19 protein-coding genes and 1 tRNA gene are annotated in these 21,766 nt (G+C 71.4%); 12 read left to right on the forward strand and 8 right to left on the reverse strand.

The window, feature by feature from the left end:
- The first annotated feature begins 38 nt into the window (after window positions 1–38).
- The 3 genes from ABD481_RS38575 to ABD481_RS38585 all read left to right on the forward strand — a co-directional run bounded on the left by ABD481_RS38575 (window position 39) and on the right by ABD481_RS38585 (window position 3,130).
- Entirely contained in the window at window positions 39–1,457 is a 1,419-nt protein-coding gene (locus tag ABD481_RS38575) for an MFS transporter (RefSeq protein WP_344670833.1), read from the forward strand.
- A 114-nt stretch (window positions 1,458–1,571) separates the two neighbouring features.
- Window positions 1,572–2,138: an NUDIX hydrolase gene (locus ABD481_RS38580; RefSeq protein WP_344670834.1), complete on the forward strand. Its 567-nt coding sequence runs from the start codon at window positions 1,572–1,574 to the stop codon at window positions 2,136–2,138.
- Between the two features lie 104 nt (window positions 2,139–2,242).
- Window positions 2,243–3,130 carry a sigma-70 family RNA polymerase sigma factor gene (locus ABD481_RS38585; protein WP_344670835.1) on the forward strand — a complete coding sequence of 296 codons (888 nt, stop codon included), beginning with the start codon at window positions 2,243–2,245 and terminating at the stop codon, window positions 3,128–3,130.
- A gap of 78 nt (window positions 3,131–3,208) precedes the next feature.
- On the opposite strand, the gene ABD481_RS38590 is transcribed toward ABD481_RS38585, so the two are convergent.
- A complete protein-coding gene (locus tag ABD481_RS38590; protein ID WP_344670836.1) occupies window positions 3,209–5,104 on the reverse strand; it encodes a serine hydrolase domain-containing protein in 1,896 nt (631 codons plus the stop codon).
- Window positions 5,105–5,238: 134 nt separating this feature from the next.
- Between ABD481_RS38590 and ABD481_RS38595 the strand changes: the two genes are divergently transcribed.
- The 3 genes from ABD481_RS38595 to ABD481_RS38605 all read left to right on the forward strand — a co-directional run bounded on the left by ABD481_RS38595 (window position 5,239) and on the right by ABD481_RS38605 (window position 9,219).
- Window positions 5,239–6,531 carry a sensor histidine kinase gene (locus ABD481_RS38595; RefSeq protein WP_344670837.1) on the forward strand — a complete coding sequence of 431 codons (1,293 nt, stop codon included), beginning with the start codon at window positions 5,239–5,241 and terminating at the stop codon, window positions 6,529–6,531.
- Entirely contained in the window at window positions 6,483–7,127 is a 645-nt protein-coding gene (locus ABD481_RS38600; protein WP_344670838.1) for a response regulator, read from the forward strand. Before ABD481_RS38595 ends, ABD481_RS38600 begins: the two co-directional genes overlap by 49 nt.
- Window positions 7,128–7,266: 139 nt before the next feature.
- On the forward strand, window positions 7,267–9,219 hold the full coding sequence (locus ABD481_RS38605; RefSeq protein ID WP_344670839.1) for a cell wall-binding repeat-containing protein: 1,953 nt from the start codon (window positions 7,267–7,269) through the stop codon (window positions 9,217–9,219).
- Between the two features lie 86 nt (window positions 9,220–9,305).
- Here ABD481_RS38605 and ABD481_RS38610 read toward each other — a convergent pair whose 3' ends face one another.
- Window positions 9,306–10,088, reverse strand: coding sequence for an SDR family NAD(P)-dependent oxidoreductase (locus ABD481_RS38610; protein WP_344670840.1), 783 nt, complete (start codon window positions 10,086–10,088; stop codon window positions 9,306–9,308).
- A gap of 87 nt (window positions 10,089–10,175) precedes the next feature.
- Between ABD481_RS38610 and ABD481_RS38615 the strand changes: the two genes are divergently transcribed.
- Window positions 10,176–10,802, forward strand: a complete 627-nt coding sequence (locus ABD481_RS38615) for a TetR/AcrR family transcriptional regulator (RefSeq protein ID WP_344670841.1) — start codon at window positions 10,176–10,178, stop codon at window positions 10,800–10,802.
- Here ABD481_RS38615 and ABD481_RS38620 read toward each other — a convergent pair.
- The 3 genes from ABD481_RS38620 to ABD481_RS38630 all read right to left on the reverse strand — a co-directional run bounded on the left by ABD481_RS38620 (window position 10,799) and on the right by ABD481_RS38630 (window position 13,303).
- Window positions 10,799–11,491, reverse strand: coding sequence for a response regulator transcription factor (locus ABD481_RS38620; RefSeq protein ID WP_344670842.1), 693 nt, complete (start codon window positions 11,489–11,491; stop codon window positions 10,799–10,801). The genes ABD481_RS38615 and ABD481_RS38620 overlap by 4 nt on opposite strands.
- 157 nt (window positions 11,492–11,648) lie before the next feature.
- Window positions 11,649–12,797: a sensor histidine kinase gene (locus ABD481_RS38625; RefSeq protein WP_344670843.1), complete on the reverse strand. Its 1,149-nt coding sequence runs from the start codon at window positions 12,795–12,797 to the stop codon at window positions 11,649–11,651.
- Window positions 12,785–13,303 (reverse strand): hypothetical protein, encoded by a 519-nt coding sequence (locus ABD481_RS38630; protein WP_344670844.1) that lies wholly within the window; start codon window positions 13,301–13,303, stop codon window positions 12,785–12,787. The genes ABD481_RS38625 and ABD481_RS38630 overlap by 13 nt, the downstream gene beginning before the upstream one ends.
- 307 nt (window positions 13,304–13,610) lie before the next feature.
- On the opposite strand from ABD481_RS38630, the gene ABD481_RS38635 reads away from it, so the two are divergent.
- The gene (locus tag ABD481_RS38635) at window positions 13,611–14,828 is read left to right on the forward strand and encodes an acetyl-CoA C-acetyltransferase (protein WP_344670845.1); all 1,218 of its coding nucleotides are present in this window, start codon (window positions 13,611–13,613) and stop codon (window positions 14,826–14,828) included.
- A 98-nt stretch (window positions 14,829–14,926) separates the two neighbouring features.
- Here the strand turns inward: ABD481_RS38635 and ABD481_RS38640 are convergent, their stop codons facing one another.
- The gene (locus ABD481_RS38640; protein ID WP_344670846.1) at window positions 14,927–15,385 is read right to left on the reverse strand and encodes a hypothetical protein; all 459 of its coding nucleotides are present in this window, start codon (window positions 15,383–15,385) and stop codon (window positions 14,927–14,929) included.
- Between the two features lie 172 nt (window positions 15,386–15,557).
- Between ABD481_RS38640 and ABD481_RS38645 the strand changes: the two genes are divergently transcribed.
- The 3 genes from ABD481_RS38645 (at window position 15,558) to ABD481_RS38655 (ending at window position 17,415) form a co-directional block, all read left to right on the forward strand.
- Window positions 15,558–15,788: a DUF4287 domain-containing protein gene (locus ABD481_RS38645; protein WP_344670847.1), complete on the forward strand. Its 231-nt coding sequence runs from the start codon at window positions 15,558–15,560 to the stop codon at window positions 15,786–15,788.
- 302 nt (window positions 15,789–16,090) lie between these two features.
- Window positions 16,091–16,173, forward strand: a tRNA-Leu gene (locus ABD481_RS38650).
- Window positions 16,174–16,836: 663 nt separating this feature from the next.
- Window positions 16,837–17,415 (forward strand): HD domain-containing protein, encoded by a 579-nt coding sequence (locus ABD481_RS38655; protein ID WP_344670848.1) that lies wholly within the window; start codon window positions 16,837–16,839, stop codon window positions 17,413–17,415.
- A gap of 123 nt (window positions 17,416–17,538) precedes the next feature.
- Here the strand turns inward: ABD481_RS38655 and ABD481_RS38660 are convergent, their stop codons facing one another.
- Window positions 17,539–18,903, reverse strand: a complete 1,365-nt coding sequence (locus ABD481_RS38660) for an SGNH/GDSL hydrolase family protein (protein WP_344670849.1) — start codon at window positions 18,901–18,903, stop codon at window positions 17,539–17,541.
- A gap of 153 nt (window positions 18,904–19,056) precedes the next feature.
- Here ABD481_RS38660 and ABD481_RS38665 point away from each other — a divergent pair, with 153 nt between their 5' ends.
- Entirely contained in the window at window positions 19,057–20,442 is a 1,386-nt protein-coding gene (locus ABD481_RS38665) for a cystathionine beta-synthase (RefSeq protein ID WP_344670876.1), read from the forward strand.
- Window positions 20,443–20,538: 96 nt separating this feature from the next.
- Here the strand turns inward: ABD481_RS38665 and ABD481_RS38670 are convergent, their stop codons facing one another.
- Window positions 20,539–21,690 (reverse strand): PucR family transcriptional regulator, encoded by a 1,152-nt coding sequence (locus ABD481_RS38670; RefSeq protein ID WP_344670850.1) that lies wholly within the window; start codon window positions 21,688–21,690, stop codon window positions 20,539–20,541.
- Window positions 21,691–21,766 lie beyond the last annotated feature (76 nt).

Genomic DNA, 21,766 nt, shown 5'->3' on the forward strand with positions numbered 1-21,766 from the left:
ATCCATCCGTTAGAAAATTTGCGACGAGAGGCCCGGCCGTGACCGCTGCCGCCGTACGACCCCCGACCTCGGCCGACGACCCGGCCGAGAACACTCCGCCCAACAACGCTCCGCCCAACGACACTCCGCCCAAGAACAGCCCGGCTGAGAACAGCCCGCCCAAGAACAGCCCACCTGAGAACACCCCGCCCCCTTCTCTCTGGCACAACGTCGACTTCCTCAAGTTCTGGCTCGGCGAGACCATTTCTCTCTTCGGCACCCAGGTCACCGCGCTCGCCCTCCCGTTGACCGCGGTCACCGTCTTCCACGCCTCCGACGGCCAGGTCGGCCTGCTCAGGTTCCTGCAACTGGCTCCCTACCTGCTGCTCGCGCTGCTTTTCGGCGCCGTCGTCGACCGCATGCGCCGCCGCCGCGTCCTGCTGCTGGCCAACGGTGCCCGGATGGTCCTGATCGGCCTGATCCCGCTGCTGTCCGCGACCCATCACCTGACCCTGGGCCTGCTGCTCGGGCTGGCGGCGGCGATCGGTGTCTTCTCTGTGCTCTTTGACGTCAGCTGGATGGCGTTCGTCCCGACGGTGGTGCGCGATTCGCGGAGCTTCGTCGAGGCGAACCAGAAGACCGGGGTCACGGCCTCCGCCGCCGACGTCGCCGGGCCCGGGGTGGCCGGTGCCGTCATCGGGGCCCTGACCGCGCCGACCGCGCTCGCCGTCGACGCCGCGTCCTACCTGGTCTCGCTCGTCACCCTGCTGTGGATCCGCACGCCCGAGGCCCGGCCGCCCGGTCCTTCGGAAACGACCGCCCGCCGCAGCATCGCCGCCGAGATCCGCGACGGCCTCCGCTTCGTCTTCGGCCACCGCGTCCTGCGGCCCCTCGCGCTCGTCGGCCCGTTCTCGAACTTCGCTCTCGTCTCGGTCTGGACCATGTTCCTGCTCTACGCGTCCCGCGACCGCGGCCTCTCCCCGGCCCAGATCGGCTTGGTCTTCTCCATGTCCTCGCTCGGCGGTCTGCTCGGCGCGACGCTCTCCCGCCGCGTCATCGCGCGGTTCCGCTTCGGCCTGGTTTACGCGGTCTCGATGGGGGCGATGTTCGCCGGACCGGTCCTCATCCCGCTGGCCGGAGGTCCGCGCGCCGCGCAGCTCGCCGTCTTCATCGCCGCGTTCTTCATCTCCTACCTGGGCCTGGGCATCGCCAACATCGTGGTGATCAGCATCCGTCAGGCCGCGACGCCCGCCCCGATGATGGGCCGCATGACCGCGGCCTTCCGCACACTGCTGTTCGGCGGCGGCTCCCTCGGCGGCCTGGTCGGCGGGCTGCTGGCCGGCTCGCTCGGCGCCCGCGAGGCGCTCGCCGTGGTCGGCACCGGCTCGCTGCTGATGCTGGTGCCGCTCGCGCTGTCCCCGGTGTCCCGGCTGCGGACGCAGAGCGAGGTCTCCGCGGGCGCCACGGCCGAGGCCTGAGCCGCCGGGGCGGTGGGATCATGCAGTATGAACGACCTGCCGCCCCAGCCCTCTGCCCTGTCTGCGCCCGCTGCCCCCGCAGCCCTGTCTGCCCCCGCAGTCCCCGCTGCCTTGGTGACGGACCAGTCGATCCGGCACCTGGTCGCGCAGTACCTCGACCGCTTCCCGGACCAGGCCGAGCGGCTCGCGGTCTTCACCGACGCCCTCGCCGACGGCGAGCACCTGACCGACCGCAAGACCCTGCCCGGCCACGTCACCGTCGGTGCCTTCGTCGTCGACGACCGCGGCCGGCTGCTCCAGATCGCCCACAAGGCGCTGGGCCGCTGGCTCAACCCCGGCGGCCACACCGAGCCCGGCGACGCCACCCTGGCCGACGCGGCCCGCCGCGAGTTGCGCGAGGAGACCGGCCTCGCCGCCGAGCACCTCGTCCTGCTCGGCGATCCGGAGCTGCCGCTGGCCGTCGACGTGCACCGCATCCCCGCCAACCCGGCCAAGGCCGAGCCCGACCACTGGCACTTCGACTTCCGCTACGCCTTCCGCCTCACCGGTCCGGCCGCCGCGATCGAGCTCCAGCTCGACGAGGTCGACGACCACCGCTGGATCCCCTTCGAGGACGCCGGGCTCGGCCCGGACACCGCGCGGCTCGCCGAGGTCCTCGGCCCCGTCGGCGCCGCTGACTGAGATCCGGCGCCCGCCTCTGTCACAAAGCCCTTCGACGACGGGTCATACCAGCGACACGCCGGAACACAGGGCTGGCAGCGAACACAGGGGACGGGACGACCGCGATGATCAACACCGAATGGCTCGCCGACCGCTTCGAGGAGAACCGGCGGCACCTGCGCGCGGTCGCCTTCCGGATGCTCGGCTCGCTCACCGAGGCCGACGACGCGGTGCAGGAGTCGTGGCTGCGCCTCAGCCGCCAGGACTCCGAGCGCGTCGACGGCATCGACAACCTCACCGGCTGGCTGACCACCGTGGTCGCGCGGGTGTCGCTCACGATGCTGAAGACCCGCGGCCGCGAGGCCTCGCTGGAGTCGGTCCACATCCCGGAGCCGATCGTCTCGCCGGAGGCCGGCCTGGACCCCGAGCACGAGGCGCTGCTCGCCGACGCCGTCGGCCTGGCCCTGCTCGTCGTCCTGGAGACGCTGCAACCGGCCGAGCGTCTGGCCTTCGTGCTGCACGACATGTTCGCCGTCCCGTTCGAGGAGATCGCCCCGATCGTCGACAAGACCCCGGCTGCCGCCCGCCAACTCGCCAGCCGCGCCCGGCGCCGCGTGCAGGGCGCCGAAGCCGTGCCGGATCCGGACTTGGGACGGCAGAAGGAAGTCGTGCGGGCCTTCTCCGCCGCCTCCCGCTCCGGCGACTTCGCGGCGCTGGTCGCGGTGCTCGACCCCGACGTGGTGCTGCGCGCCGACTACGGCAGCCTGCCGGCCGGCCCGAAGCTGGTGCGCGGCGCCGAGGCGGTGGCCCGCCAGGCACTGCTGTTCGCGCAGTTCGCGGCCCACGCGCGGCCGGCGCTCGTCAACGGAGCGCCGGGGCGGGTGACGGTCGTCGACGGCCTGCCGATGGCCGTCATGGGCTTCACCGTGGTGGACGGCCGGATCAAGCAGATCGACATCCTGGCCGATCCGGAGCGGCTGGCCGAGCTGGACCTGACGGTGCTCGAAGCCTGATTCGCCGGATTCACCTGATTCACCCGACTCGGCTGATCGGCCTGATTCGGGAGCCCCGAACCATAACAGGGCTCTGCATCAAGGCCAGACCAGGTTGTAGGTGTAGGCCACGGTCAGGAAGGACACGGCGCCCAGCGTGGTGAGGGTATAGGCGATCCGCCCCGCCGGCCGCCACCAGCTCAGCCGCCAGGCCGCCGCGGTCCCGGCGATCAGGCCGATCGTGCTGACCGCCAGCAGGGCGTTCAGCACGAGCAGCGCCGTCAGCCAGGACGAGCCGAGGAGCACCGTTTCGTCGAAGGCGTTGCCGTCGCCGGTCATCGCGAGGAACCCGATGGTGAAGGTGGTGGCGAGGGCGCCGGCGACACCGGCCAGCACGCGGGCGTTCCGCGCCCAGCGCGGGTGGGCGGCGCGGCCGCGCAACCGGCGCACCAGGGCCAGGACCGGGAACCCGAGCAGAGCGGCGGCCAGGATCCCGGCGCCGGTGTACAGCATCGGCAGGTGCAGCCTCGGGGAGGCGTACCAGCCGAGCCGGTAGTAGGCGACGGTCGGATCGATGCTGGTGGCCAGGTGCCCGCGGCCGTCGAAGATCAGCCGGTCCGGGCCGCCCTGCTCGGCGAACTCGCCGTTGCCGAGCGGGTACCAGTGCTGTGCGGCGGCGTGCGGGTTCTGCGACAGCCCGTCGGTGGTCAGCGTGCCGTCCCCGTGCGCCTCGACGGTGACCGCGCCGACCAGCCCGGCGACCCGGGTGACGTCACCCCGGCTGACGCGGTCGCTGCGGTAGGTGCCGGCGTAGGCGCCGGCCTTGGGCCCCGGGACCGGCGCGCCGACAACGGGTACGGCGCCGGCGTCCGGGAAGTACTGGTCCACGATGGTGTTGATCAGGGCTTTGCCGTCCCAGGCGGCCGTGCCGTCGGTCCCGTCGCCGTTGTAGACCACGTATATACCGATGCCCTGCTTCGGCAGCAGCGCCAGGTTCGCGTGGAAGCCGGGCACGTCCCCGTCCTTGAACAGGATCTGCTGCCCGTCGCGCGGCCGCTCCTCGAACAGGTATGCCATGCCGGGCAGGCGCGGATCCATGGTGAACTGCTGCTTCTGCATCAGCTCGGCGACCCCGGCGCCCAGGCTCGGGTCGTCGCTCAGCTGCGCCGTCATGAACTTCGCGACGTCGGTCGCGGTCGCCACGGTCCCGGCGCCGGTCGGCGCCCACGCCCCGTACTGCCCGGCCTCGGCGGTCTGGCCGCCGCCGTCGGGGCGGTAGCCCTTCGCCAGGTTCGCGTCGACCCCGGCCGGATGCGGCTGGGCGAACGTCGAGTCGGCCATCTGGAGCGGGCCGAAGACGTGCTCCTGCATGTACTGCGCGAACGGTTCCCCGGAGACCGACTCGACCACGTACCCGGCCAGGGCGACGCCGTAATTGTCATAAGCGGCAAGGGTTCCGGGAGCGCGCACCCGCAACGGCTCGTGGTCGGCCAGGTACTGGCCGAGCTTCGGCACGTCCTTCGGATCGCGGACCGCGACGCCCAGCGGTTCGTCGTCGAACCCGGCGGTGTGCGTCATCAGGTTCTCGATCGTCACCGGCCGGCCCGGGTAGGTGTCCCGGATCTTGAAGTCCTTCAAGTAGGTGTTGACCGGGGCTTTCGGATCGATCTTCCCTTCCGTCACGAGCTGCGCCACCGCGGTCGCGGTGAACACCTTCGCGATCGAACCGGTGAAGAACTCGGTGCGCACCGGGTCCACCGGGGTCCGCTCCGCGACGTCGGAGACGCCGTAGCCCTTGGCGACAACGGTTTTGCCCCCCGCGACGACCACGACCGCGGCGCCGGGGATCTTGTCCGCGGCGAGCTGTGCCGAGATGGTCCGGTCGATGAGCGGACCGATACCCGGCAGGTCCGGGGCGGCCGGAGCGGAATGCGCCGCGGAGCCCGACAAAGCCGAGGCGGCGATGACGGCGCCGGAGATGATGGTCGTCCACATGCCATTCAGACTGGCGGGGAAACAGCCCGCGGTCATTGGCCTTGAGTCGCATGATCAGGGTGTACTTAGGTACACCCCCAAGAGGGGGTGCAGGCCTATCGTCCACCGGTGGGCGGACGAGAAGACTTGAGGGCATGACGAACACCAAGAAGCGGTTGAACGCGGTCGCCGAGGGCGGGTTCTGGTTTTTCGTGATGATGCTCCCCATGCTGGTGGGCTACGTCCTCCTGAGCGTGGTGGTCGGCATGGCCGGCATCGGGCTCGGTCTGCTCGCGATCCCGCCGACGGCGCTCTACTTGCGTTGGCTGGCCGACCTGCGCCGCACCAAGGTGCGGCAATGGCGGGGGGTCGAGATCCCGGATCCGTACCGCGCGCCGCCGCGCTTCGAGGAGGGCTTCGCCGGCTACTGGCACCGGATCCGGTTCCACGGCACCGATCCGGCGTTCTGGCGCGACGGCGCCTGGGTCGTGGTCGACCCGCTGGTCGGCTCGCTCATCGCGATCCTGCCGCTGGCACTGGTGCTGAACGGCGTGTGGGGCTTCGGGATCTCGCTGTTCTGGGACGTCCTGGTCCGCAACGGCTTCAACGACTGGTACACCTTCGTGCACGTGCACGCCGGCAACGAGGGGCTGCGCTGGGCCCCGACCGCGGTCGGCGTCCTGGAGGTCGCCATCGGCCTGGCCTTCGCCCCGGCGCTGCTGAACGCGCACGCCCGCTGGTCCCGGCTGCTGCTGGCCCCGACCCCGGCCCAGGTCGAGGCCCGCCTCAAGCACCTGACCGACACCCGCGCCGACGCCCTGGACACCCAGGCCGCCGAGCTGCGCCGGATCGAGCGCGACCTGCACGACGGCGCGCAGGCCCGCCTGGTCGCCATGGGCATGCACCTGAACGCGGCCTCGCAGCTGCTGGAGAAGAACCCCGAGGCGGCGCAGAAGCTGCTGCTGGAGGCCCGCGACTCCTCGGCCAAGGCCCTGTCCGAACTGCGCGACCTGGTCCGCGGCATCCACCCGCCGGTGCTCGCCGACCGCGGCCTGGTCGACGCGGTGCGGGCGCTGGCCCTGGACTCCGCGCTGGAGGTCGAGGTGGTCGCCGACGTGCCGGGCCGCCAGGACGCGCCCCTGGAGTCGGCCGCGTACTTCGCGGTCAGCGAGGCCCTGGCCAACACCGCCAAGCACGCCCACGCCTCGCGGGTCTGGATCGACATGCGCGTGGCCGGCGGCCTGTTGAAGATCACCGTCACCGACAACGGGATCGGCGGCGCCGACGCGTCCCGCGGCAGCGGACTGCGCGGCATCGAGCGCCGGCTTGCTACCTTCGACGGGATCCTCGCTCTGAGCAGTCCGCAGGGCGGTCCGACCGTCGTGACCATGGAGCTGCCGTGCGCGTCGTCCTCGCCGAAGACCTCTTTCTCCTCCGGGACGGCATGATCCGCCTGCTGGAGGCCTACGGCTTCGAGATCGCGGCGGCCGTCGCCGACGGCCCCGCGCTCGTCACGGCGCTGGTGGAGCACCGGCCGGACGTGGCGGTGGTGGACGTGCGGATGCCCCCGACGTTCACCGACGAGGGACTGCGCGCGGTGCTGGAGGCCCGGCAGGTCGTGCCGGGCCTGCCGGTCCTGGTGCTGTCGCAGTACGTGGAGCAGCTCTACGCCACCGAGCTGCTGGCCGACGGCGCGGGCGCGATCGGCTACCTGCTCAAGGACCGCGTCTTCGACTCGGACAGCTTCGTCGACGCGGTCCGCCGGGTCGCGGCCGGCGGCACTGTCATGGATCCCGAGGTGATCTCGAAGCTGCTGGCCCGCGGAGTCCGCAAGGAGCCGCTGGCGGTGCTGACCGATCGCGAGCGCGAGGTGCTCGGACTGATGGCCGAGGGCCGGTCGAACGCCGCGATCGCCGAGCGGCTGGTGGTGACCGAGCGCGCGATCGCGAAGCACACCTCCAACATCTTCCTCAAGCTGGGGCTGCCGGAGTCCTCGGACGACAACCGGCGGGTGCTGGCGGTGCTGGCGTACCTGAAGTCCTGAGTCACAGAGGGCTGATACACCGGTTTCGCGGCAATTCTCCGAGCCTTCGCACTATCTCTCCTCACACTCTTGTACCTGGTAGCGGATCCTCAGGGCCCTTAGGCTCGCGGCCGAACCAGATCTTGTCGAGGAGGACCTCTTGCCCAGAACCGTCCGCCGCCGGGCCTCGCTCGCGCTCAGCGCCGTCACCACGTTCGGCGCTCTGGCCGGGACCGGGGTCCTGGCCGCGTCGCAGGCGCACGCCGCCGCGGCGCCACCGAGCAACGGCGTCCTGGCCTACTCCTGGGGCTGGTCCTGGGAGGAGATCAACCCGGACGGCAGCGGCCAGCACGAGGTCGTGCCCAGCGGGCCGGCCACCGTCGGCAAGAACGTCACGCCGGTGGACCCGCAGTTCTCCTTCGACGGCAAGCTGGTCGCGTTCGAGAGCGCCCAGGACCTCGCGATCTGGGTCTCGAACGCGGACGGCACCGACGCCCACCCGGTGGGGCCGCAGGGAACGCTGCCCGTCTGGTCGGCGGACGGCTCGGCGCTGTACTTCCTTCGGGACTTCCAAGTGTGGACGATAAAGCTCGACGGCACCGGGGAGACCCAGATCCTGTCGTCGGTGGTCACCGGCAACCCGCGGTACCTGCAGACGTCGGCCTCGGGGCTGATGGCGGTCGGGACCAACCAGGGTTCCCAGGGCACGACCTACGTCGTCGATCCCGTCGCGCAGACGCTCAAGGGGACCGTCGTCGGCGCCAGCGCCGGGGCGGTCTCGCCCGACGGCCGACATGTCGTGTCGAACGCCCTTTTGCAGGCGTCTCCCTCCTCCCCTTACGTCGGCGGGATCTACGAGTTCGACCTCGACGGCACGAATCCGGTGCTGCTGACCCCGAGCACCTGGAACGTCGCTTCGCGGCAGCCCGCCTGGTCGCCCGACGGCACCCAGGTGGAGTTCGTCGGCGGCCCGGACGGCGGGGACACCGGCATGGCCGTCGTCGCCGCCGCGCCGGGCGGCACGCCGCACGTGATCCCCAACACCACCAAGCAGCCGCAGGACGGGGCGGCCAGCTGGCTGAACGGCCCCCTCTACACCGCGCCGCCGGACCCCGGGCCGGTCGCGCCGCCGGTCGGTCCGGTCCCGCCCGGCACGCACGCCGCCGTCCGGCTCGGCGGGCAGGACCGCATCCTGTCGGCGATCGCCACGGCGGACTTCGCCTTCGGCAACGGCCGTCCCAAGGCCTCGGTCGTCGTGCTCGCGCGTTCCGACGGCTACGCGGACGCCCTGGCCGGCAACGCGCTCGCGGCGCAGAAGAACGGCCCGTTGCTGCTGACCGACGGTGCGAGCCTGGACCCCCGGGTCGGCCAGGAGCTCGGCCGGATCCTGCCGCAGGGCTCGACGGTCTACGTCCTGGGCGGCGTCAACGCCATCAGCCAGCACACCGCCGACCAGCTCCAGCTCGCCGGCTACCGGGTGGACCGGGTCGGCGGGGTGGACCGGTTCGACACCGCCCTGGGGATCGCCCAGCGGATCAGCTCGCACCCGCACAGCGTCCTGGTCGCCACCGGGACGAACTACCCCGACGCGCTGGCCGCCGGGTCGGCGGCCGCGCAGGACCCGGCCGGCGGCGTCGTGCTGCTGACCGCGGACACGGCGATGCCCGGGAACACCGCCGAGTACCTGCGGCGGCTGGACCCGTCGAAGACCGCGATCTACAGCGTCGGCGGCCAGGCGACCACCGCGGTGGGCACGATCCCGAGCCTGGCCGGGCACGTCACGCCGCTGCGCGGCTCCGACCGGTTCGGCACCACGCTGGCGGTGGCGTCCAACACCACGTTGTTCCCGCATCCGGCGACCGTCGGCCTGGCCACCAGCGCCAACTACCCCGACGCCCTGGCCGGCGGCGCGTTCGTCGGACTCATGCACGGTCCGATGCTGCTGAGCGACGGCGCCACGGTGCCGGCGGGCGAGCTGGCCTGGCTGCACGGCCACGGCGCCGGGATCTCGACGCTCGCCGTGTTCGGCGGCACCGCGGCCGTGCCGAACAGCGCGTTGCAGGCGGCGGCGAACGCGATCTGGTCGCCCGGCGGCTGGCGGATGTGGCCGTAGGCGTGGCCGTCGTCGTCGCCGTCGCGGTGGCTGTGCTGTAGCTGTGCCGTGGGGGCGGGGCCTCGGCCCTGCCCTCGGCCCTGACCTCAGAGCCCGGCGCCGCCGGTCGCGTCCACGACGCGCCCCGTCACCCACCGGCCGTCGGTGCTCGCCAGGAACGCGACGACGTCGGCGATGTCCTCGGGCTCGCCGACCCGTCCCAGCGCCGCGAGCGAGGCGGCGTGCGCCTGCGCCTCCTGGTTGCCGCGCAGCCAGGAGGCGTTGACGTCGGTGTCGACGATGCCCGGCGCCACCGAGTTCACCGTGATGCCGCGCGGGCCCAGGACCTTGGCCAGGTTGAGGGTGAGGTTGTCGAGCGCGGCCTTGGTGGCGCCGTAGGCGATCAGCTCCGGCAGCGCCAGGCGGCCGGCGCCGCTGGAGATGTTGATGACGCGGCCGTGGTCGCGGATCCGGGACAAGGTGCCCTGCGCTATGAAGAACGGCGCGCGGACGTTGACGGCGAAGACGTCGTCGAATTCGTCCTCCGTCAGGGCGCTGATGTCGGAGCTGCGGCCGATGCCCGCGTTGTTCACGACGATGTCGACGCCCGCGTGGCCGGTGGCCGCGTCGTAGGCGGCCCAGAGGCGGGCCGCGTCGCCGCGGGTGCCGAACTCGGCCTCGACGGCGACGGCCTGGCCGCCGGCGGCCGTGATCCGGGAGGTGACTTCGGCGGCCGCGGCCTCGTCGCGGGCGTACGAGAAGACGACGGTGGCGCCGTCGCGGGCCAGACGCTCCGCGATGGCCCGGCCGATACCGCGGCTGCCGCCGGTGACCAGTGCGTTCTTGCCCTGCAACGGGGTGGCCGGAGAAGTGGCGGGCGTGCCGGACATGGCGGCTCCTTTTTTGGGTGATCGACCAATAATTGGGCTCGGCAGGACCGTAGCACAATTCTTGGTCGATCGTCCTACAATGGATCCGTGACCGCTTCCTCCGCCGCCGCGCCCCGCCGGGGGCGGCCGCGCGCCTTCGACCGCGAAGCCGCGGTGGCCGCCGCCACCAGGCTGTTCTGGGAACGGGGCTACGAGGCGACGTCCATCAGTGATCTGACAGAGGCGATGGGGATCCGCTCCGGCAGCCTCTACGTGGCGTTCGGCGACAAGCCGACGCTGTTCCGCGAGGCGCTCGCGGCGTACGGGGCCTCGCCCTACGGCGACTTCGTGGCGCGCGCGTTCAGCGAGGAGGCGACGGCGTTCGGCGCGGTCGCGCGGATGCTGCGCGAAGCCGCGCGGATCTTTCCCGACCCCTCGCATCCGGCCGGCTGCATGACGATCAACGCCGCCACCAACGTGTCGCCGGCGAACGCCGAGGTCCAGGACCTGTTGCGCGAGCAGCGGAACGCGAACCTGGAGGCCATGGCCGAGCGGCTGCGGGCCGGTCAGCGGGATGGTGAATTGGCGGCCGACGCCGACCCCGCCGCGCTGGCCGCGTACTACGCCGCCGTGTTCCAGGGGATGTCGCAGCGCGCGCGGGACGGCGCGACCGAATCAGAGCTCTCGCTCACTGCCGAGCTGGCCTTGGGGGCGTGGCCGGGCACCTCGCGCTAGGCGTTCGGATCCGCGTAGCCGTGCGTGAAGGCGTATTGCACCGCCTGGGCCCGATCGCGGCAGCCGGTCTTGGTGAAGATGCGGTTGATGTGCGATTTCACGGTCGCCTCGCCGACGAACAGCTTTTTGGCGATCTCGCGGTTGGAGTGCCCGGCGGCGATCAGGCGCAGGACGTCGGCCTCGCGCGGGCTGAGGTCGTCGGCGGCCGGGGTGGCGGCTTCGGATTCCGGGGCGGGTGCGGGGGAGGTCGCGGGGGCGGCCGGTGTCGCGGTCGCCGCCGCCAACAGCTGCCGCTGCACCGCCGGATCCAGGATCGCCTGGCCGGCGGCGGCCGCCTTCACCGCGCGCTCGATGTCGGCGCGGGTCGCGGCCTTGGTGAGGTAGCCGAGCGCGCCGGCGCGCAGGGCGCCGACGATCGAGGTGTCGTCCTCGTAGGTGGTGAGGACGACCACGCGGATCTCGGGGTTCTGCGCCAGCACGCGCGACGTCGCCTCGATCCCGTCCGCGCGGGGCATGTTGAGGTCCATCAGCACCACGTCCGGCGCCAGCTCCGCGGCCAGCGCCGCCGCCTCCAGCCCGTCGGCGGCCTGCCCGACCACCGTCACCCCGGACATGGTCTCCAGCAGCAGGGCCAGGCCCTCCCGGACCGCGGCCTGGTCGTCGGCGATGAGCACTCGGATGTCCGTCACCCGGGGATTGTCCCGCAAGCGGGGGTGCTCGCGCTCGCGGACGGGGCGGTGGCGGTGTTCCGGGTCTTATTCAGGGTCTTGTATCAGTCCCGCCCGCCGGTCGGCTCGAATCGCGGCACCGGCCTTATGCCGGCTCGGGCCTCACCCCGGCACCGGCTCACCCCGGCACCACTGCCCGCACCACCCACCGTCCGCCGTCCGGCCCGGCGGTCAGCGTCCCGCCGGCCAGCTCGATCCGCTCCCGCAGCCCGCTGAGCCCGAAGCCGCCGCCGGTGGCGGTCAGCGGCCGGTCGGTGCCGGCGTCCGGCAGGTCGTTGGCCGCCTCCAGCCGCACGGCGCCGGCCTCGTAGCGCAGCACCGCCGCCACCGCGCACCCCGGCGCGTGCTTGCGGGCGTTGGTCACCGCCTCCTGCGCCGTCCGGTACAGCGCCAGCGAGGCGTCCGCTGGCAGTCTGCGCGGCTCGCCGACGGTCCGCATCGTGCCGCCGTCCGCCTCGACCATCGATCCGATCATCTCCGGCAGCGGGCCGATGTCGTCGCGCAGCGCGTGCACGGCGCGTCGGCTCTCCGCGAGCCCTTCGCGGGTCAGCTGTCCGGCCCGCTCCACGCACCGCACCGCTTTGGCGACGTCCGGCTCGTCCTGCGTCAGCAGCGCCTGCGCGGCCTCGACCTGCATCGCCAGCGCGCCGAGCGAGTGCGCGAGGATGTCGTGGATCTCCCGCGCGATGCGGGTCCGCTCGCCGAGCACCGCCGCCTCGGTCTCGGCCGCCGAGGCCCGACGCGTCTGTTCCAGCAGCAGTTCGGCCTGGTCCGCGCGCTGGCTGATGCCGTAGCGGATCATGCCCATGCCGAGTGCGGCGCCGAGGATCACGACGAACCCGATGATCGCCAGCGCCGGGGCCCCGAGGATCAGCCCGCTGACGGTCAGCGTCAGCATCCCGAGCACGGCGATCGCGGTCGAGGTCTGCGGCGGCAGGTTCGAGCCGCCGGCGAAGGCCGCCACCGCCGCCACGACGATCGCCGGGCCGGCCGGCTGGAGCGCGCCGAGCACGCCGCCGGCCGCCGCCATCACTGCCAGCGGCGGCCCCAGCGGCCGCCGCTTCCCGAGGTCGAACAGGACCAGCCCGATCCATCCCACCGCGCCGATCGCCAGCGTGACGGTCATCGCCAGGCCCCGGCCGTGCAGCCCGGGCTGCGGGTGGAACCCGACGATGGTGGCGTACAGCGCCACCAGGCCGCACACCCGCATCGCCTGGACACCCCAGAAGTAGCGGCGGTCCTGGAGCGTCGCCGTCAGAGGTCCCATGCCCCAATCCTCTCGCGGATCAAGCGCAGCCGACGCGAGGCCATGGCGCCGGTGCGGCCGAGCAGCATCGCCACCGCCATCAGCAGCAACGCGTCGGTGAGGCCGTCGACGGTGACCCGGTGCCGCACCATCCAGCCGCCGATCTGGGCCGGGAACCAGTGCTGCGCGCCGTAGGCGAACGTCAGGCGCGCGGCGATGACGCCGGTCCACAGCGCGGCGTAGCCGTAGCCGGCGCGGGAGTGGACCTTGCCGGTGCGGCGGTCGTCGTCGAACTCCATCAGGGCCGCCGCGCCCAGGCCGAGCAGCACGCCGACCACCGCGCCGCCGACCTCGGCCAGCAGGCCCGCGCCCTCGGTCTGCGGATGCTTGACGAACAACGGCACGATCACCGCCGCCACGGCCACCGGCCGGACCAGCCGCAGGATGCTGACTTCGCGGTACCCGAGGTCGCTGAGCAGGACCGCGCCCAGCACCACGAGGTTCACGATCCAGACACTGGCATCCATGGTGATTTCCTCCCCTTATAGACATATAAGCGGGTAGTGCCCATGGCTGCCCGGATTTAGAGGCCCGTGGATCAAGGGATGGCACAGCTTCCACCTGGAGGGGGAACGCAGGTGGAAACCGGGTCGGCGGACGTAGGGTGGGGGAGCGGGACGCCGGCGCCCGGTCGGGCGTGAGTTGGCCCACACCCGGCATTACCAAGCGGTAGCTTCCGAACTACGCTGGTCCCGGACAACCTATGCGGCGCCGACCGCGCGGCCCTGAAGCCGGCAGGCGACGACCCGGACCCTTTCGCAAGGAGTGACCCTAATGCCCGAGGCAGTGATCGTCTCCACCGCGCGCTCCCCGATTGGCCGCGCCTTCAAGGGGTCGATGACCTCCATCCGGCCCGACGACCTGACCGCGCAGATGGTGCGCGCGGCGCTGGACAAGGTCCCGGACCTGGACCCGCGCGACATCGACGACATGTACCTGGGCTGCGGCCTGCCGGGCGGGGAGTCCGGCTACAACATGGGCCGCGTCGTGGCCACCCTGCTCGGCTACGACCACCTGCCGGCCGCGACCATCACGCGGTACTGCGCGTCGTCGCTCCAGACCACGCGGATGGCGTTCCACGCGATCAAGGCCGGCGAGGGCGACGTGTTCGTCTCGGCCGGCGTCGAGACCGTCTCGCGCTACGTCAAGGGCTCCTCCGACGGCCTGCCGGACACCCAGAACCCGCTGTTCACCGACGCGGTGAACCGCACCAACGTGTTCGCCGCCGGCGGCCAGACCTGGCACGACCCGCGCGAGGACGGCGCGCTGCCGGACGTCTACATCGCGATGGGGCAGACCGCCGAGAACCTGGCGCAGCTCAAGGGCATCTCGCGGCAGGAGCAGGACGAGTTCGGGGTGCGGTCGCAGAACCTGGCGGAGAAGGCGATCGCCGACGGGTTCTGGGAGAAGGACATCACCCCGGTGACGCTGCCGGACGGCACGGTGGTCAGCAAGGACGACGGTCCGCGGGCCGGCGTGACCTACGAGAAGACCTCGACGCTGCAGCCGGTCTTCCGGCCGGACGGCACCGTCACCGCCGGCAACTGCTGCCCGCTGAACGACGGCGCGGCGGCCGTGGTGATCATGTCCGACACCAAGGCCCGCGAGCTGGGCCTGACGCCGCTGGCCCGGATCGTGGCCACCGGCGTGACCGCGATGTCGCCGGAGATCATGGGCATCGGCCCGGTCGGCGCGACGCGGAACGCGCTGGCGAAGGCCGGGATGTCGATCGGCGACATCGACCTGGTGGAGATCAACGAGGCGTTCGCCGCGCAGGTCATCCCGTCGTACCAGGACCTGGGGATCGACCTGGACAAGCTGAACGTGAACGGCGGGGCGATCGCCGTCGGACACCCGTTCGGGATGACCGGGGCCCGGATCACCAGCACGCTGATCAACTCGCTCCAGTGGCACGACAAGCAGTTCGGGCTGGAGACGATGTGCGTCGGGGGCGGGCAGGGTATGGCGCTGATTTTGGAGCGGTTGAGCTGAAGCGAGCTGAGCTGAACTGAGCGGAACTTGGCTGGGCGGAGCGGCTGAGCTGAACCGAGCTGAGCGGCTGAGCTGAGCTTGGCAACTGAGCCTGGCGGTCAAAGCGCCAAGCGTAAGGCGGTCGTGCTTTCCAGCACGGCCGCCATCGCCTTGTCCGCCGGTACGCGGCCCTCGCCGGGGGTCCAGACGAGGGTCGCGCCGGGATCCTTGAGATCCCGGTAGGCGGCTAACAGATCGTTCCCCACGACCGTGAGCTGGTCGCCGAGCGCGAAGACGCCCAGCACCGGCAGCTCCTGCCAGCCAGGGGGGCGGGGATCGTCCCAGCGCTCCATGCCCTGGGCCAGCAGAGTGAGCTGGGAGGCCAGCCAGTAGCCGGCCTGCGCGCGGTCGCCGTAGGGCTCCAGCCGCAGCGCGAACTTCGAGTGCGGGAGCCGCCGGAAGCCGTCCGCGACCCGGGTCAGCTCCCGGGCGAACTCGGCGGCCACCGCGTCCTGCGACGACGGATCCGCGCCGCCTTCGCCTTCGCGGCCTTCCCCCGGTTTGGTGCTGGAAGTCATCCGGGAAGGATACGGGGGACGAATGCCGTCGGAACGATGGCGCACGTCACCGTCCGCCCGGACCTCCCTGGCGACGGAATCGCCAGGATGTGTTCCTCTTGCCAGCTGCCCGGCCGTCAGGCACGCTGGCGCTCACGGACCGTAGTCCTACGTCCATACCGGAGGCGCCCGTATGACGATCCACCACTCCGAAGAAACCCATCGCAACCTCCTCGCCCGCATCCCCGCCGCCACCGGCCGCAGTCTGGACACCTGGTTCCAGCTGGCCGACGCCGGGCCGTCGCTACCCCGCTTCGAGGAGCGCGTCAACTGGCTCCGCGCCGAGCACGACCTCCCGCGCGGCTACGCCAACGCGATCGTCCACGAGATGGACCTGAAGCGCGCCGCCCGCGCATTCGGATAACCTCCCCCACCCCGGATACACAGAGCCCCCGGCGTGTGAGCCGCGGGCTCTGTAGCTGCGCGCGCACACCCGCCCAAGCCTGAGCCCCTACTCGAAGGACCGCGCGAACGACAACGGAACACGGGCCCCGAGTCCGGTGAAAGTCCTCCCCCGCCAGGGCCGCGCCACCCGGCCCCACCTGCACCCGAACCGGACCTCCAGCGGACTAGCGCTGGAACTCGATCACGTTCGCGAGCAGTTCTCGCTACGCTGAAGCCCGAAGGATCATCCCGGCACCGGTGACCCCGTGGGATGGGCCTCCGGCCCAGATGGTGGAACAGGCAGACACAGCGAGCTTAAACCTCGCGGCCTTCGGGCGTTGCGGGTTCGACTCCCGCTCTGGGCACTTGCTTGACCTGTGGTGGAGGGGTTTTTGGAGTCTCGTGGGGGCTGTGGGGTGGGGCGCTCTGGTCGCGGTGGCCGGGAATCAGGTTCGCGACCGAGGTGCGCCACTCCAAGCCACCGCCTTCGGGGCGGAGCACGACGGTCCGCGGTTCCAGGGCGCCGGTTGGCTCGTAGTCCATGATCTCGCCGGTCTTGCCCGTCGCTCTGTCTTTCGCCACAGGGGTGGGCAGGCTCAGCGGCGAACAATCACGTTCTGTGGTCGGCCGCCGCCCGTCTGTACGAAACGATTGGTGGGCCCTGCGATATCGCAGTGACCAGCGGTACAGGTTGCGGACCAGCGAAGGGTCCGGATGTCGCGCCATACAGACCAAACTCCGACCAGCCCGGTGTCTCGCTCGACACGATGGCCGGTTGGGAGACCGGCCGCCGGCCACAGACAGCTGTCCGAGCGGGTCAGTTCGTGGCGGTCAAGTCGACCCTCATGCAGTCAGGCGCAACGCCTTCGCTCGTCCTGCTCCTCGACTCGGCGATGGAAGCGGATTCAAACCCTCCAAACCCTGCTCCTGGCTCGTCATGGATGCTGGCAGGATGTCACCGACCGCTCGCCAAGCGCTCGCGGAGGTCCGTTACGCGCTTCGGCTGCACACCAGGTGAGGACATCGCTGTGGACGAGACCGAGATCGACGCCACCGCCCGGCTGATCTATGAGACCGGGTTTCTCAAGCTCTCCAAGCGGACCGGCTGGTGGTTGTGCGGCGTCAAGGACCCGGAGAGCATCGCCGAACACTCGTTCCGTACCGCGATCATTGCCGGACTCCTCGCGAGCATGGAAGGCGCCGATCCGGCACGCGCAACGTACCTTGCGGTCTGGCACGACAGCCAGGAGACACGGGTCGGCGACATTCCGCACCTCGGGCGCAGGTATTTGAAGGCGGCGAGCAACGAGCAAGTCACTGAGGATCAGACAGCCGGCGTGCCTTCCGCCGTGGCGGAGCAGCTCCGCGCCCTGGTCCATGACTACGAGAACGGCGAGAGCCTCGAAGTCCAGTGTGCTCACGATGCCGACAAGCTCGAATGTCTTTTTCAGGCGATCGAATACCGCGATACCGGACACCAGAACGTCGGCGGCTGGATCGAGTCGAGCCGGGTGAAGCTGCGGACCAAGTCCGCCCAGCAGCTTGCCGACGCGGCCGTCGCCATGTCCTCGCAGGAGTGGCACAACGCGATCATGCGAGAGCGGTAGGACGGCCGACGCAGTGCGACGTTTGCGAGCCGATCCGCAGCTGGACTTTCCGGACGGCCCAACGGGCCTGAAGTGCGGAGATCGGTTCCACTGCCGCAGGTGCCAGGCTGCGGCACGAACCGACTAAGCCCCCGCCGCCTCCACGCGTGACGACGTCGCAGTCCCCGTCGCCCTGGGCGGCTTCGGGGGCTTGGCAGCCTTCGCCGGCTTCGACGACTCCGCCTGCTTGACCGATCGCTCTGCGCCGACCGATATCGCATGCCCGCCGGGCAGCCCCGAACCCGAACCTGAACCCGAACCTGAACCCGAACCTGAACCCGAACCGGCCCCCGCTCCATCCCCAGCCCCCGAAGCATCCCCAGTCCCCGAAGCCGCTCCCGCCCCCTCCACCTCCACCGGCTCCACCGGCTCCACCGGCTCCACCGGCTCCACCGGCTCCACCGGCTCCACCGGCTCCACCACCTCCACCGGCTCCGCCGGCTCCGTGATCTGCCGGCGCCGCCGGTGCCGCAGGATGCTCCACCCCGCGCGGGCGGCGCCGCCGACCTCGCGGCCGACCTCGGTGCCGCCGTGCTTGGCGGCCAGGACGGCGGCGCGGGCCAGGGGCATGCGGGCTTCGCCGCGGGCGGGTTCCAGGGTGTCCGGTTCGCCGGTTTCGGCGTCGGGCCAGCGGCCGACGGCGGCGGCGATGGAGGGCAGGAGGGCCATGGCCGCGGTGGCGTAGCCCTCGGCGCTGGGGTGGAAGCGGTCCGGGCCGAACATGTCCTCGGGGCGGGCGTCGAATTCCGGGCCGAGGAGGGCGCCCAGGGACACGGTGCGGCCGCCGGCCGAGACCACTTCGACGGTCTGGGCCGCCGCGAGTTGGCGGGACCAGCGGCGGGCCAGGCGGCGCAGGGGTTGGGCCACCGGGCGGATGGTGCCCAGGTCGGGGCAGGTGCCGACGATCACTTCGGTGCCGGCGGCGCGCAGGCGGCGGACGGCGTCGCCCAGGAAGCGGACCGATTCGGCGACCTTGACGCGGTGGGTCACGTCGTTGGCGCCGATCATGATCACTGCCAGGTGCGGGCTGCGGCCGTCGGGGCCGGCCGCCAGCACGCGTTCGAGCTGCCAGCCCAGGTCGGAGGACTGGCCGCCGACCTTGGCGACGTTGTGCAGGCGGACCGGGGCGCCGGCGGCCTCGGCCAGGCCGGAGGCCAGCAGGGCGCCGGGGGTGCGGGCGGACTCGGTCACGCCGTAGCCGGCCGCGGAGCTGTCGCCGAGCACGGCCATGCGGATCACCTCGACGCCGGGCACGGCGTACCACGCGCCGTACACGCCGTCGGCGCGCGGCGGGTCGCCCTTGGTCGGGCCGATGGCCCGCCGGGCGAGCTTCGCCTCGGCGACGATCAGCCCGATGGCGCCGCCCGTGAGGACGCCGATCCCCCCGCCGCTGAGCGCGGCGGCGGCGGCGACACGCTTGGCGACCCTCAGCTTCGCGAGCCCGGTCATCGTCGGCACACCTCCTGCAAGCCTCAACTGAAGTATGACCGCCGTTCCAGCGACCTTACCCCGCGTGCTGTTGGCTACGGCGTGAAGGTTCGGCACCGTAGGCTGGTGTGCACCGTAGAGAGCCGTCCTACAGAGGAAGCGGAGACGTCGCAGATGAAGTACGCCGAGTCCATGGTCGATCTGGTGGGAGACACCCCGCTGGTGAAGCTGAACACCGTCACCAAGGGACTCCAGGCCACGGTCCTCGCCAAGGTCGAGTACTTCAACCCCGGCGGATCGGTCAAGGACCGCATCGCACTGCGCATGATCGAGGCCGCCGAGCGCTCCGGCGCGCTGCGCCCCGGCGGCACCATCGTCGAGCCGACCTCCGGCAACACCGGGGTGGGCCTGGCGATCGTCGCGCAGCAGAAGGGCTACAAGTGCGTCTTCGTCTGCCCGGACAAGGTCTCCACCGACAAGATCAACGTCCTGCGGGCCTACGGCGCCGAGGTCGTCGTCTGCCCCTACGCGGTCGCCCCGGAGCACCCGGACTCCTATTACAACGTCTCCGACCGCCTGGTCCGCGAGATCCCGGGCGCCTGGAAGCCGGACCAGTACTCCAACCCTGAGAACCCGGCCTCGCACTACCACTCCACCGGCCCCGAGCTGTGGGACCAGACCGACGGCCGGATCACCGCCTTCGTGGCCGGCGTCGGCACCGGCGGCACCATCTCCGGCACCGGCCGCTACCTCAAGGAGGTGTCCGACGGCGCGGTCAAGGTCATCGGCGCCGACCCCGAGGGCTCGGTCTACTCCGGCGGCTCCGGCCGCCCCTACCTGGTCGAGGGCGTCGGCGAGGACTTCTGGCCGACCGCCTACGACCGCGAGGTGGCCGACGAGATCATCGCCGTCTCCGACAAGGACTCCTTCCTCATGACCCGCCGCCTGGCCCGCGAGGAGGGCCTGCTGGTCGGCGGCTCCTGCGGCATGGCGGTGGTGGCGGCCCTGAAGTACGCCGAGCGCCTGGGCCCGGACGACGTGGTCGTGGTGCTGCTCCCGGACTCCGGCCGCGGCTACCTGTCCAAGATCTTCAACGACGACTGGATGGCCGACTACGGCTTCCTCAACCCCTCCACCGAGGAGCCCACCGTCGCCGAGGTCTTCGCCCGCAAGGGCCAGGGCCTGCCCGAACTGGTCCACATGCACCCGCACGAGACCGTCGGCGAGGCCATCGAGACCCTGCGCGAGTACGGCGTGTCGCAGATGCCCGTGGTCAAGGAGGAGCCGCCGGTGATGGCGGCCGAGGTCATCGGCTCGATCGTGGAGCGGGACCTGCTGCGCGCGCTGTTCTACGAGAAGGCCGCGCTGGAGGACCGTCTGGACCAGCACATGTCCCCGCCGCTGCCGCAGGTCGGCTCCGGCGAGCCGGTGTCGGCGCTGGCCGCCGCGCTGGAGAAGGCGGACGCCGCGGTGGTGCTCGTGGAGGGCAAGCCGCGCGGCGTGGTGAGCCGGCAGGACCTGCTCGGATTCCTGAGCGTGGACCCCTCGCTGACCGCTTAGGGAACAAGGACTCCTAGGGAACAAGGACTCTTAGAGAGCAGAGAACTCTTAGAGAGATGAACGGGTAGCGCGTACTCCTATTAACTAGAGCGCGCGCTACCCGACAAGCGGTGCCAGCGAAACTCCCAGATGCAGCCGCAACCGGTCGTGACCATCACTCAGATCGAGACCGGTGACCCGCTCGATCTTCTCCAGCCGGTGGTAGAGCGTCTGCCGATGGATGCTCAACGCGGCAGCCGTCTGCTGCGCACTCCCCGCGTGATCCAAGTACGTCTGCGCCGTATGAAGCAGCTCCGGTTCCTCCAGCAGCCGCCGCACCGCAGGATCCACCACAGCATCCCGAAGCTCCCGCTGCGGTCCGCACGCGAGCAGCCGGTAGATCCCCAACTCCGCCCACGCCGCCGTCGGCCGAAAAGCCGGAACCGCGCGCCCGACCCGCACTGCGAGGCGCGCCTCCCGCCAACTCGCTCGCGCCTCCGCCAAATCCTCGCGCGGCGCGCCTATCCCGACCAATACGCCGTCCCGCGCATCAGCCCCCAACCGTTCTCTATAGAGTTCCAGCGCGCGGTCCGCGATATCCGCGACCGAATGCGGCTCCGGAACCAACAGACTGATGTGATCCGTCTCCGCCGCCGCCAGCACCGACCGCGGCAGCCGCCACAGGTTGAGCGGCACAGATTGCCAGTCCTCCGGCCGCACCGTCTCCAGCACCAGCACCGCCACCCGCCGGTCCCGCTCCACCAGCCCCAGCGCCGCGATCTCCTCGGCGGCCTCCTCCACCACCGCGCGCTCCGGCGACAGCAGGTTCTGGAGGCGCTCCTCCATCCGCTCGCGCACCCGCGCCTGCTGCGCCAGCAGCGCCCCGGCGCGCGACGCCTCGTGCATCGCGCCGTTCAGCAGTTCGTCGTCCAGCGGCTCGCCGCCTTCGAGCAGCCAGACGTATCCGTACGTCACCCCGTTCCACCGCGCGGGCAGACAGACGCGGGGCAGCACTCCGTGCTCCGGGTCGGCGGGAGTACGCACCGGACGGTCGCTGCGGGCGATCCCGAAGCCCTCGAACCAGGCGCGCACCTCGGGGGAGGAGCGCCGCTGGAGGATCGAGCGCTGGCGGATCACGTCCAGGCCGCCGGACTGGGAGGCGAACGCCACCAGGTTGAAGTCGCGGTCCTCCAGCGTCGCTGAAGCGGCGGCCAGGCGGGAGATGCCATCCACGAGGTCCTGGAAGTGGTCGGTCGTCAGCGTCGCCATCAGACAAGTGTATGACGATATCGGGCGAAGATCGTGGCAGTCGTCCATATCCAGGGTGGTGAACCCGGAATTACGT

The sequence above is a fragment of the Catenulispora yoronensis genome (genome assembly GCF_039531695.1).
In the GTDB taxonomy this organism is placed as follows: domain Bacteria; phylum Actinomycetota; class Actinomycetes; order Streptomycetales; family Catenulisporaceae; genus Catenulispora; species Catenulispora yoronensis.